This is a genomic window from Paracoccus denitrificans (assembly GCF_900100045.1).
Classification (GTDB): domain Bacteria; phylum Pseudomonadota; class Alphaproteobacteria; order Rhodobacterales; family Rhodobacteraceae; genus Paracoccus; species Paracoccus denitrificans.
The window spans coordinates 1-9,128 of sequence record NZ_FNEA01000062.1 but is presented as its reverse complement, the minus strand read 5'-3'; the positions used below and the strand labels follow the sequence as shown (position 1 = coordinate 9,128).

The following is a 9,128-nucleotide window of genomic DNA, read 5'->3' as shown; positions in this document are numbered from 1 at the left end:
GCCCCGTGCCGCTCTCAGCCCATGCGCTCGCTGGCGTAGCTGCCGGGCGAGGCGGGGAAGACCACGGTCTTGTTGCCGTTCAGGAACACCCGGCGATGGATATGGGCGTGGATGGCGCGGGCCAGAACCTGGCTCTCCACGTCGCGGCCCAGCGAGACGTAGTCCTCGGGCGATTGCGCATGCGTTACCCGGATGATGTCCTGCTCGATGATCGGGCCCTCGTCCAGGTCGGCGGTGACGTAATGGCTGGTCGCGCCGATCAGCTTCACCCCGCGCTCGAAGGCCTGCTTGTAGGGGTTGGCGCCCTTGAAGCTGGGCAGGAAGGAATGGTGGATATTGATGATCCGCCCCGACATCTTCCTGCACAGGGCATCCGACAGCACCTGCATGTAGCGCGCCAGAACCACCAGTTCGGCGCCCGAATCCTCGACCACCTGCATCAGCTGCGCCTCGGCCTGCGGCTTGTTCTCCCTCGTGACCTTGATGCAGTGGAAGGGGATGTCGTGGTTCACCACCACCTTCTGGTAGTCCATGTGGTTCGAGATCACCGCCACGATCTCGATCGGCAGCGCCCCGATGCGCCAGCGATACAGAAGGTCGTTCAGGCAATGGCCGAAGCGGCTGACCATGATCACCACCTTCATCTTCTCGGCCTCGTCATGGATGGCATAGTCCATGTCGAAGGGCTTGGCCGGCTCGGCCAGGCCCGCGCGCAACTCCTCGAGCCCCACGCCTTCCTCGGAGACGAAGCTGACGCGCATGAAGAAGCGCCCGGTCTCGATGTCGTCGAACTGGCTGGAATCGGTGATGTTGCAGCCGTGCTCGGCCAGGAAGCCGGCCACGGTGGCGACGATGCCGCGGGTCGAGGGGCAGGCGACCGTCAGCGTGTATTTCTTCATCTGGCTCTCCACTGAAAGGGCAAGGGCCCTGATTTCCTTCTTGTGCGCATATCCGGGGAACCGTCAGGCGGTCAGCCCCCCGCCTCTGCGAAATCGGGCTCGGGCAGGCCGTTGGCCCGGCAGCAGGCGGTCAGCGTATTCGCGAGCAGGCAGGCGATGGTCATCGGCCCGACGCCGCCCGGCACCGGGGTGATGGCGCCCGCCACCGGCGCGGCGCTGTCGAAGTCCACGTCGCCGACCAGGCGCGAGCGGCCCGCCTCCTCGATGCGGTTGATGCCCACGTCGATCACCGTGGCGCCCGGCTTGATCCAGTCGCCGCGGATCATCCGCGGCCGGCCCACCGCCGCGACCAGGATGTCGGCCGTCCGGCACAGCCCGGCCAGGTCGCGGGTGCGCGAATGCGCGATGGTCACCGTGCAGCTTTCGTTCAGGAGCAGCTGCGCCATCGGCTTGCCGACGATGTTCGAGCGCCCGACCACCACCGCGTTCAGCCCGGACAGATCGCCCAGCGTGTCGCGCAACAGCATCAGGCAGCCCAGCGGCGTGCAGGGCACCATGGCCTTCTGCCCGGTCCCCAGCAGGCCCACGTTCAGGACATGGAAGCCGTCCACGTCCTTCTTCGGGTCGATGGCGTTGATCACCGCCTCGGCATCCATGTGCCGGGGCAGCGGCAGCTGCACCAGGATGCCATGGACGGCCGGATCAGCGTTGAGCCGTTCAATCAGCGCCATGAGTTCGGCCTGCGCCGTCTCGGCCGGCAGCTTGTGCTCGAAGCTCGCCATGCCGGCCTCGCGGGTCTGGATGCCCTTGTTGCGGACATAGACCTGGCTCGCCGGATCCTCGCCCACCAGCACCACCGCCAGCCCCGGCACCACCCCGTGCGCGGCCTCCAGCCCGGCAACCGCCGACGCAACGCGGCCCCGGACACCAGAAGCAAAAGCCTTGCCGTCGATGATCCTTGCAACCATAGGCCCAATCTCCTTCGCATTCCGCACCCGTGTCGCGGACGGCATCGGCCGACCGCCCCGCTCGCGGATAGCGCAGGCGCCGGCATGCGCAAGTCCCGTTCCATAGGTGGACCTGCCCGTCCCGGTTTCGCCTCTACCCCCGTTGACGCCTTTTTCCAACCGGCCGATGCAAAGGTCAGGCCCTATTGCGACAAGGCAACGTCGTTTTGCGACGCACGCCCACGCGAGCTGCGTCAGCCGAACAGGTGATTTGCGACAGTCCGCAGCCCCACGCCCATCAGGGCCAGCGCGACGAAGATCGCCAGCCAGCGCAGCGCCTGCGGCAAGCTGTCCCTGCCGCGCAACCAGCGCCCGAAGCTGTAGAGCAGCAGCCAGATCGCGACCGCCGCCGCCAGCAGCAGCCAGCCGATCCTGGCGGCCGCCACGCCCAGCCACGGCGCCATCAGCACGACCAGCAACCCCGCCAGCATGGCCAGAAACAGCATCTTGTCCGCCAGCATCCGCCAATAGCTGCCCGGCATGGCGAAGCGCGCAAAGCCCGAGATCAGCCCGCCCCCGGCCCGCAAAGCCGTCGCCGCCCGGGTGCCGAGCATGCGCAGGATGCCATCGTCGGGCAAGTCGTCGATCATGCGCGACAGGATCGCCATGCCACGGCTGCCCCAGCCGGCGATCTCGGGCGGGCGCGGGCCGACGGGCTTCAGATCCTTGTAATGCGCGCCGAAACGCCGCAGGTCCAATTCGGCGGCGTCCTTGACCCCCAGCGCCTGGGCGGCGGTTTCCTCGAAGGCGTCCTCGTCGATGCGGGCATCGCGCAGCTTGGCCTTGAGCAGCGCCAGCCGGCGGGCCTGTCCGGCGGCCTCGCCATATTCCTCGCGCAGGATCTGGTTCTGGATCTCCTGCGTCCAGGCGGCGCGCTCGGCCTCGGGGCGGTCGGACATCAGCGCCGCGACGATGCGCTCGGCCCCGTCCAGCCGCCCCCACAGGATGTCATGCTCGCGCCAGTCGCGGTTCAGAAAACCGCCGAAGGCACCGACGGCGATGCCCGCCAGCTTGTCGGGCCGCGGGTTCAACCCGCTGTCGGCGGGGCTGACGCGGAACACCTCGACCTGCGAATGCTCCTGAAGCTCCGAACCCTCCAGGAAGGGATATGTCATCACGTCGTGCCAGTGGAAATCGTCATAGACGTCCAGCAGCGGCTTGAGCTCGGGCGCGGCCAGGTCGGCGCGGATGCGGGCGCTGCTGGCGTCGAAGGCGGCGCGCATGTCCCGGCCCAGCTTGGCCAGCGCCTTGTCCACCAGCGCCTTGATGTCCGTGCTGCGATAGATCTCGCGCGCCTTGCCATATCGCTGGTCGAGCGTCGCAAGCTTCATCACCGCGCTGTATTCGGCCGAAATGAGCCCGTCCAGCCGCCCGATCTCGGTGCCGGCCAGCAGGGTCTGGGCCTGGCTGCTGTCGGGGCTGGCAAGGCGGCGAAGATCGGCCAGTTCCTCCTCGATCCGGTCACGCAGGGGCGCGAGCAATTCGGGCGGCAGGTGCAGCGCGACCTTTTCGCCCTGGATACGCTCGCGCCGGTCCAGCGCCTCGTCGATATGGGCGCGCAGGTGGATCAGCCGGCGCAGCCGGAAATCCAGGTCGTAACGTGACAGAAAGGCGTTCTCGGTCTCGCGCCCCTCGGCGTGATAGGCACTGAAGCCGTCGTCGCGCCAGGCGCGCAGGATCTGGCGCAGATACAGCGCCACGTCCGAATCCGGCTGGTGCCCCGCCAACCCGGCCACGATCGCCGACAGCCCGTCGGTCGTGCCATAGACCCGCAGGTGGTGATAAAGCGGGTAGTTCTGCGGATATTGAAAGGCGCCCGTCATCAGGTCGGCCAGGTCCATCCGGTCCAGGTCGACCGGCTTGCGCCTTTGCCGCATCTTGCGCCCGGCCGCCTCGACCCGGTTCTGGTCCTCGCGCCAGCGGTTCTGCAGGGCGCCCAGCCGCTCCAGCCGCCGGTTCATGCGGGCGATGGCGCGGATGTCGTCGCGGATCACCTCGTAACGCGGCAGGCCGGTCAGCGCGAGCTGGGCGTTTTGCAGGAAGTCCAGCGGCTCGGGCGCCTGGCCGGACTGCGAGGGCGCCTCGGGGAAGGGATCGATGAACAGAAGCTTGCGCTCGCCCGGCAGGGTGGTCGGGCGCGAGGGGATCAGCTCGGTCGCATAGCTGAAGGGCCGGTTGTCCAGATAGCCGCCATCGGCGAACAGCCGGCCGGCATAATCCGGGTCGTGGTCGAAGAAGCGGGCGAAGCCGGCATCCTGCGCCGCGGCGGGCATGTCGGCAAAGCGCATCGGCGGAAAGGCCACCGGAAAGGACGAGGTGCAGCGCGCGGCAAAGGCCAGCATGGCTTCGTTTCCGGGACCGAAATCGTTGCGGCCGGACCCGTCATAGGCGAAATGGAACACCTTGCGATGAACCCTTTCGTCCAGCCGCGCGCCGGTCAGGTGGATGGGCGCCTGCCGGCCGCGCAGGTCGGTGGCGGTGACGAACAGGTCCACCGTCTCGGCCAGCGGCCGGCCGTTGCCGGTCAGCCGGGCCAGCGTGTCGTGCAGCACCTCGAACATGTGGCCGCCGTCCAGCAGCGATTCGGTCGGGCGCAGGCGGCCGGCGATGCCCTGCCGGTCGTTGAGCAACTGGCCGATATCGGCCTTTTCCGTCCATGCCTCGCGCAGGATGTCGATGTCGCGGGCGCCCGCGACCAGCGCCTTGGCCAGCGCCACGCCGTTGATCCCGCCCGCCGAAGTGCCCGAGATGATGTCGATCACGAACCGCTTTCGCCCGCCGCGCGGTCCTGCAAGCTCGCGCGACAGCCGGCGATAGATCAACTCGCCCGGGGCCAGTTCCTCGTCCGGCAGGTCGGAACTGCCGCGGACCATGCGCAGCAACTCCTGCGCGATGCCGTTCATGTAGATCGCCAGCGAGACGCCGCCATAAAGGACGACCGCGAAGCGCACCTCACCCGTAGCCCGTTCGACCATTCCGCCCCCCAAGATCGCCCCGGCCGGCAGGCGACAAGAACCGTTCCGTTTCAGAAGGATAAGCGGAAACGCCCAAATTGTCTTGCGGGAAATGCGGCCGTCAGGCGACCGGCCGGTCGCCTAGGTCCAGCTCCTGGAAGGCGTCATAGGCGGCGATTACGGCGGAGCGCTGCGCCTCATGCGCGGCGGCGAAGGGGGCACCCAGCAGCGTCTCGTCGGGATATTCCGTCACCAGCACCAGCGGCACCGGCGGGCGCGCATCCTCGGCAATGATGCGGACAAAGCCGCCCGGCGCCTGCGGCACGACGCCATGGCGCCGCGCCAGCGCCAGCTGCGCGGCGTTGAAGGCGACCAGGTCCGGCAGGCGGGCAAGCCGGGCGATCACCGCCTCGGCCAGAAGGGCGGCGGGACGCGCCCAACCCGGATGGTGGCGCAGGATCAGGAAGAAACCGCGCGGCAGGGTCCAGTCCCGAAAGCCGCGCGGGACATAGCCGCTGAGCGGCCGCGTCCATTCATGCGCCGGATAGCCGTGCAGGCTGACATGCAGCAGCGCACCGCTCAGCCGCAGGGCCTGATCGCGGATGCCGCGCTCGGCCTCGGGCGGCTCGTGGCGATGCTCCAGATCGTCCCCCAGCGCGGTATAGCGCGCGGCATGCAGCATGTGGCGCGGCGCAGCCCCCGCCAGCCGCTGGCGCAGCGCATAGCCGTCGGGATTCTCCAGCGGGCAAAGCGTGAAATGCGCCCCCTCGCGCCGCGCCAGTTCCTGCGCCGCACGCAAGGCGCCGACCGGGCCCGAGACCTCGTTGGCATGCTGCCCGGCCGAAATCATCACCGCCCGGTCGCGCCCCGGCAGATACCGCGCCTCGACCGGCCTGCCGGCGACGGACCGGGCGGCAAAGGGCACGCCCGGCAACCGCGCCAGTTCGCGGGCGATCTGCGCCAGAGCCAGCGGCGCGTGCGCCCGGTCGAGCCGCTGCCAGCGCGCACCGCCGGCCGGGCTGCGGTCCCAATCGCGGACCCTGACCCGGACTGCGTGGCGCGGACCATGGCGGATCTCGGGCACGATCTGGCCCAGCCGCAGGCTGCGGTCGCCGGACGGACGGCCGAAGCGGCATTGGAAATGCTCGATCAGCGAGAAATAAAGATCTTCGTGCAGCGCCTCGGCCAGCGATACCGCCTCGGCGCCCCAATCCAGCGACTGGTCGCGCACCGGCAGGGTGACGGCGATGTTCAGCTCCTGAAAACAGGGTTCGCCCGACCAGGGCGCGGCAGCGATGGCGCGCATCGTGTCGTGGAACAGCGCCTCGTAATCGGTCTCCAGCGCCTCTGCCAGCCCGTCGCGGATCAGCCAGCCGCAGGGCGACAGCGCCATGCCGCCGGCATGGTCGCGGTGCGGGCGGTTCGGCGCCGGCACCGTTGCGTGCCGGACCTCGCCCGAGGCATAGCCCAGCCGCAGGCGATAGACCGGCATCGCTTCGCTTTCCCGCCCCTCGCTGAAACGGAAATCGGCCAGTGGAAACAGCGCCGGCAGCGGATAGGCCTCCAGCAGAAAGCGGCCGGGGACGGCCTGAGGATGGCGCGGGCAGGCGATTTCGGCAACGGCCAGCCCCTCGGTCTGGATCTCTTCCAGAAAGGCATGCAGCAGGGGCTTGTAGGCCGAACGGCAGCGCGCCCGGACCCCGCGTGCCGCCAGTGCCTGCTCGGCCGCGCGGCGGGTCGGGGCGTCGTCGAAGCTCCAGATCTCGGCGCGGGCGCAGGTCAGGTCGCGGCAAAGCCGGTCCAGCGTGGCCGGGTAGTCGGCCTGGAACAGCAGTTCCCCGCCGCCCATCAGCCCGCCTCGCGCAAGACCTCGCAAAGCTGCGGGATCGAGGCGGCGAAGGGGTTGCCCTTCATCGAGGAGCTGGCCAGCGACGCCTCGGCCACCGCCTGATGCAAGGCCGGGTCCAGCCCCTGCGCGACCAGGCCCGGCAATCCGGCCTCGCGCGCCCAATCGGACAGGGCTTGCGGCGCCCTGGCCGCGTCGCAGCCAAGCACGGCCGCAATCTCGCCGCAGACCTCGTGGATGCGGCCGGGATCGGGAGCATGGGCACGGTTCATCGCCAGCACCGGCCCCAGCAGCACGCCGCAGATCGCGCCATGCGCGGCGGGCGACACGCCGCCGATCACGCCGGCCAGCCCATGCACTGCGCCAAGCCCGCCATTGGCCAGCGCGATGCCGCCCGACAGGCTGACCCAGGCCATGCGGTCGCGCGCCCCGGCATCCTCGGCCTGCATCAGCCGGACCAGCGCGGCAAGGCCGGGGCCGATGGCCGGGCGGGTCAGCGCATCGGTGAAGGGCGTGGCGCGGGCCGAGACATAGGGCTCGATCACCTGCGCCAGCGCGTCGAGGCCCGAGGCCAGCGTCACCGCGCGCGGGCAATGGTCGGTCAGCGCCGGATCGACAATGGCCAGGCGCGGCAGCATGCGCTCGTCGCGGATCGAGACCTTGCGGCCGTGATCGGGCAGGCCGATCACCGCGTTGCGGGTGGCCTCGGCGCCGGTGCCGGCCGTGGTCGGCAGCGCGACATAGGGCAAGGGCGGGGCGGCCAGCGGCAGGCCGCGGCCCACCACCTCCAGGTGATCCATGATGCCGCCCGGCGCCGGGATCAGCGCCGCCAGCGCCTTGCCCAGATCCAGCACCGCGCCGCCGCCAAGCGCCGCGACCCAATCGGCGCCGAAGCCCTTGGCCTCTGCCAAGGCCGCCTCCAGCATCGGCAAGGTCGGCTCGGCGCCGCAGGCGATCGCCAGCACCTCGGCACCCTCGGCGCGCAGCGCGTCGAGCAACCAGCCGGCGCGGGCGGGGTTTGCGCCATGCACCAGCACGCCGCGCGGCCCATGGGCACGGATCAGCGCCGGGGCCTTCTGCGCCTCGCCGCGGCCAAAGATCACCCGCCCCGGCAGGGCAAAGGAAAACGCGCTCATGCCACCCCCATCGTCGCCTTCACGGCCTGTTTCCAGCGGCCATAGCGTGTCTCGCGCTCACCCTCGGCCATGGCGGGCTCGAAGCGGCGCTCCAAGGCCCAATCGCGGGCGAAATCCCCGGGCGGCGGGCACAGGCCCGCCTGCAACCCCGCCAGGTAGCCCGCGCCAAGCGCCGTCGTCTCGGTCACCCGCGGCCGGTCCACCGGCGCGCCAAGGATGTCGGCCAGGAACTGCATCGTCCAGCCGCTCGCCGCCATGCCGCCATCCACCCGCAGCACCCCCGCAGCCGCGCCGGGCCAGTCCGCCCGCATCGCCTCCCACAGGTCGCGGGTCTGGAAACCCACGCTCTCCAGCGCCGCCCGCGCCAGCTCCGCCGGACCCGAGTTCCGCGTCAGCCCGAACACCGCCCCCCGGCAATCCGGCCGCCAATAGGGCGCCCCCAGCCCGGTGAAGGCCGGCACCAGGACCAGCTCCTGCCCCGGATCCGCCGCCTCGGCCAGACCCTGCGTCTCGGCCGCCGAGCGGATCAGCCCCAGCCCGTCGCGCAGCCATTGCACCACCGCGCCGGCGATGAAGATCGAGCCCTCCAGCGCATAGGTCGTCCGCCCCTCCAGCCGATAGGCGATGGTGCTCAGCAGCCGGTTCTTCGACGCCACCATCTCCTCCCCGGTGTTCAGCAGCGCAAAGCAGCCGGTGCCATAGGTCGATTTCATCATGCCGGGCTGGAAGCAGGCCTGGCCCACCGTCGCCGCCTGCTGGTCGCCGGCGACGCCCAGGATCGGGATCTCGCGCCCGAACAGGTCCGCCCGCGCCATGCCGAAATCGGCGGCGCAGTCGCGCACCTCGGGCAGAAGCGGCATGGGGATGTCGAAAAGCGCGCAGATCTCGGCGTCCCAGCGGTTCTCGGCGATGTTGTAAAGCAGGGTGCGGGCGGCGTTGGTGGCGTCGGTGGCATGGACGCGGCCGCCGGTCAGGTTCCAGATCAGCCAGCTGTCGACGGTGCCGAAGGCCAGCTCGCCGCGCCGGGCGCGTGCGCGGGCGCCGTCGATATTGTCGAGCAGCCATTTCAGCTTCGAGCCCGAGAAATACGGGTCGAGCAGCAGCCCGGTGCGGGCGGCGATCATCGGCTCGTGCCCCTCGGCCCTGAGCCGGTCGCACAGCCCGGCAGTGCGGCGGTCCTGCCAGACGATGGCGCGGTGCAGCGGCTGGCCGGTCCGGCGGTCCCAGAGCAGCGTGGTCTCGCGCTGGTTGGTGATGCCGATGGCGGCGATGTCGCCGGCATGCAG

At 70.2% G+C, this 9,128-nt stretch carries 6 protein-coding genes; all 6 read right to left on the bottom strand.

Features of this window, described 5'->3' with window-relative positions:
• Positions 1-14: 14 nt before the first annotated feature.
• On the bottom strand, positions 15-899 hold the full coding sequence (purU, locus tag BLT64_RS25255) for a formyltetrahydrofolate deformylase (RefSeq protein WP_011748893.1): 885 nt from the start codon (positions 897-899) through the stop codon (positions 15-17).
• 71 nt (positions 900-970) lie between these two features.
• Positions 971-1,867: a bifunctional methylenetetrahydrofolate dehydrogenase/methenyltetrahydrofolate cyclohydrolase FolD gene (folD, locus tag BLT64_RS25250; RefSeq protein WP_011748894.1), complete on the bottom strand. Its 897-nt coding sequence runs from the start codon at positions 1,865-1,867 to the stop codon at positions 971-973.
• A 233-nt stretch (positions 1,868-2,100) separates the two neighbouring features.
• Positions 2,101-4,881: a patatin-like protein gene (locus tag BLT64_RS25245; RefSeq protein ID WP_011748895.1), complete on the bottom strand. Its 2,781-nt coding sequence runs from the start codon at positions 4,879-4,881 to the stop codon at positions 2,101-2,103.
• A 100-nt stretch (positions 4,882-4,981) separates the two neighbouring features.
• Positions 4,982-6,709 (bottom strand): M14 family zinc carboxypeptidase, encoded by a 1,728-nt coding sequence (locus BLT64_RS25240; RefSeq protein ID WP_011748896.1) that lies wholly within the window; start codon positions 6,707-6,709, stop codon positions 4,982-4,984.
• The gene (locus BLT64_RS25235) at positions 6,709-7,842 is read right to left on the bottom strand and encodes an iron-containing alcohol dehydrogenase (protein WP_011748897.1); all 1,134 of its coding nucleotides are present in this window, start codon (positions 7,840-7,842) and stop codon (positions 6,709-6,711) included. The genes BLT64_RS25240 and BLT64_RS25235 overlap by 1 nt, the downstream gene beginning before the upstream one ends.
• Positions 7,839-9,128: glycerol kinase GlpK (gene glpK, locus BLT64_RS25230; protein WP_074810765.1), on the bottom strand; the 1,290-nt coding region annotated here is incomplete at its 5' end. The genes BLT64_RS25235 and glpK, both read right to left, overlap by 4 nt.

What these genes read in the sequence shown, in the direction of transcription:
- purU (WP_011748893.1), bottom strand. Translation starts at nt 899, where the DNA reads ATGAAGAAATACACGCTGACGGTCGCCTGCCCCTCGACCCGCGGCATC.
- folD (WP_011748894.1), bottom strand. Translation starts at nt 1,867, where the DNA reads ATGGTTGCAAGGATCATCGACGGCAAGGCTTTTGCTTCTGGTGTCCGG.
- BLT64_RS25245 (WP_011748895.1), bottom strand. Translation starts at nt 4,881, where the DNA reads ATGGTCGAACGGGCTACGGGTGAGGTGCGCTTCGCGGTCGTCCTTTAT.
- BLT64_RS25240 (WP_011748896.1), bottom strand. Translation starts at nt 6,709, where the DNA reads ATGGGCGGCGGGGAACTGCTGTTCCAGGCCGACTACCCGGCCACGCTG.
- BLT64_RS25235 (WP_011748897.1), bottom strand. Translation starts at nt 7,842, where the DNA reads ATGAGCGCGTTTTCCTTTGCCCTGCCGGGGCGGGTGATCTTTGGCCGC.